2 protein-coding genes are annotated in these 2,751 nt (G+C 53.5%); one reads left to right on the top strand and one right to left on the bottom strand.

Annotation, left to right across the window (positions count from 1 at the left end):
- Window positions 1–167 precede the first annotated feature (167 nt).
- A complete protein-coding gene (locus NKH35_RS31310) occupies window positions 168–926 on the bottom strand; it encodes a class I SAM-dependent methyltransferase (RefSeq protein ID WP_352917529.1) in 759 nt (252 codons plus the stop codon).
- A 498-nt stretch (window positions 927–1,424) separates the two neighbouring features.
- Between NKH35_RS31310 and NKH35_RS31305 the strand changes: the two genes are divergently transcribed.
- Window positions 1,425–2,681: an ATP-grasp domain-containing protein gene (locus NKH35_RS31305; protein ID WP_352917528.1), complete on the top strand. Its 1,257-nt coding sequence runs from the start codon at window positions 1,425–1,427 to the stop codon at window positions 2,679–2,681.
- Window positions 2,682–2,751 lie beyond the last annotated feature (70 nt).

The following is a 2,751-nucleotide window of genomic DNA, read 5'->3' as shown; positions in this document are numbered from 1 at the left end:
TAGATGTTTCCTGCATCAAAGACGAACAGTGTGTCGATGCCGCGTTCGGCCATTAGCTGGCGCAGCCGGGCCGAGCGTGCGCGATACTCTTCTTGGATAAAAGGAACCATAAGCAGTTACCTTCTTAAAAAGTGGCGATCGCCCGCAAACAGCGCGACCTTGTGGTACTATTTTGACGCTACAACCACGAGGCTTGAGCTGCCAGATGTAAAAGTTCCACCTTCCTGCCCATAAGCCTCAACAATACTGAACCCCACGCCATTCAACATGCGCACAAAGTCAGAAAACCCGTACTGCCTGAAAGAAAGGTTCGTTCGCCTAACGCGCCCATCGCGGACAAAAATTCTTTCTATATTCCGACGATCGCTTAGAACATCATTGCTGACTAAATCGATACTTAGATCGTCGTCACGCTGCACTACGTAGATAGGCGACGTGTAACGCAAGAACTCAAAGCGATTGGCATGATCGATAAGAAGGCGCCCGCCCTTCCTAAGTGAGGAAGCGGCCTCCTGAAGAACTCTTTCATTGTCCACGTCATCGAAATAGCCAAACGTCGTGTACCACAGAAAAGCCGCGTCAAATCGGTCTCGCCAGGGAAGTGAGCGCATGTCGCCCAGAACATACTCGACGTCTATTCCGCGTTCAGCCGCATCCGTTTCGGCTTTTTTTAGCAAGGTCGGCGAGATATCAAGTCCGGTTACCCGCGCTCCTTTTTCAGCCAACCGGTTGGTAATACGCCCGTAACCGCATCCAAGCTCAAGAACTGAGCTGCCTTCCTCAATAGAAAGCATATCCCAAATAAATCCCGCGTCTCGGTCATTCGTCTCGGACGGGTTGACCACGTTGCAGAAATGTAAGTAGTCTTCGTTGAAGTATTCCACCAGCTCAGATGCTGATACTGCATTACTGATATTGTCACCCACGCTGCTTCTCTCCATCATCATGCCTATTAATTCGATTTTGCATGATGTGAGAAATATGGGAAGAAAACATTTGTGAAGATTTCATGCTGTTGTGTAATATTTCCGCAACGGTCATTAACCTGACCGTGTTCAAGATTGTATCGCAGGCCCGCCTCCTCTGAAGGCACCGCTCCCGACGCTCGTCAAAATCGAACTCGCAGATGTAGGCTTCAGGCCGGCACGGCCATCGGCTGGCCTTGGCGCGTCGCCCGGGTCTGGGCGCTTCTGCCGCCTCTCGCAAGGCGTCTGGCGGAGCAGTTCGTGTCTCATTGCCCGACCAGCTTTGCCAACATCCCTCGTTTTCAATTCATCCGCTGCAACACAACCTTCAAATGAAATTTACAGAACCTTTGCGACTGCAGATCGCTTACTAGGGTACGTTCACCCAGTCTGAGATCAGGCACGGACGAAGCTGTGCTATGCGCTTGGCACAGCACGTAAAATCGGGAGTACCAGCCAATGGCAACAAGAGCATTTATCATGATTGAAGGTCATCCGAGAGGGAATGGTCTCCTATACGTCCAAGCGGCTCGGCGTCTCGGCCTTCACCCGATTGCCCTATCGACTGATCCAACTCAGTATGACTATCTTGCGGCGGAAGGGGTTGAGGCAATCCCCGTCGATACAGACAATCTCGATGCGCTGATCCGCGAATTTACCCGCTTAGGAGAGACCTACGACATTGCCGGCATTACTGGCTTTTCGGGCGACGATGAGTCGGTCTATGCAACAGTTGGCAAGCTCTGCCGGCATTTCGATCTAGCGGGACCGAACCCCGAATCCATCGAACAATGTTACGACAAATTCACCCAGCGTCAGCTTCTCTCGGATGCGGGCATTCCAATACCAGCTTATCGCTTGGCAGCGAATGCGGCAGACCTAGAAAGCTCTGCCACGCAGATCGGCTGGCCGGTAATTGTTAAGCCGGCCGTGGGCAGCGGCAGCATCGGTGTCCGATTATGCCGCGACGCCGATGAGTTAGCTAAACATACGACCTATCTGTTGGGCGGGCAGCACAAATGGCGGTCTCCGCCTAGGATACTGGTCGAAGAATTCGCAGAAGGCCCCCTTTATTGGGCCGACATAATGGGAGATCAGATCATTGGAATTGGCACAGCTGACTGCGGCCCTCCACCGCATTTCGTCTGCCGTGCGTGCACCATTCCGGCCCCGCTGACTGATGGCGAGCATGAACGTATCGCCGATGTTTCGCTGAGTTGTTTGCGAGCTCTTGGGCTTGGCTGGGGGCCGGCGGGCATCGAATTCCGGTGGACGAAGTGTGGCCCGGTCGTCATTGAAGTCAATCCGCGGCTTCATGGCGCGCCCACTCCCCAACTGCTTCAGCTGGCTTACGGTATCGATCTCGTCACCGAGCACATCAAGATTGCTATTGGCGAAAAATCTGATTTGCGCAGAAGGCATTCGCACATTGCGGCTGCGCGGTTCCTAGTTGCTGATCGCGATGGCATCCTTGATAGGATCGCCGACGGCAGTAAAGAAGCTGCTGTACCAGGCGTTGCGGAGGTCAGTTTCTATATTCCACCCAATACGCCAATCGTTAGGAAGGGCGATTACCGAGACTGGATCGGACACGTCATTGCCACCTCGCCTCGGCACGCTCAGACTGAAGAAATACTCCAACGTGCCGTCAATTCGCTCAATTGGTCAATCAGGCCATTTCCGGTGACCTTGCCCCCAGTTTCTATCCAATTTTGAGTTCGTTTCCGGCGCGGGTTGTGCCCTGCTGGGCGGGTGAAGCGACGGTCGTTGGCGCGGAGCATTTGAC

It is taken from the genome of Mesorhizobium sp. M1143, assembly GCF_040318435.1.
Taxonomy (GTDB): Bacteria; Pseudomonadota; Alphaproteobacteria; order Rhizobiales; family Rhizobiaceae; genus Mesorhizobium.
This window is presented reverse-complemented; position numbering and strand designations above follow the sequence as displayed.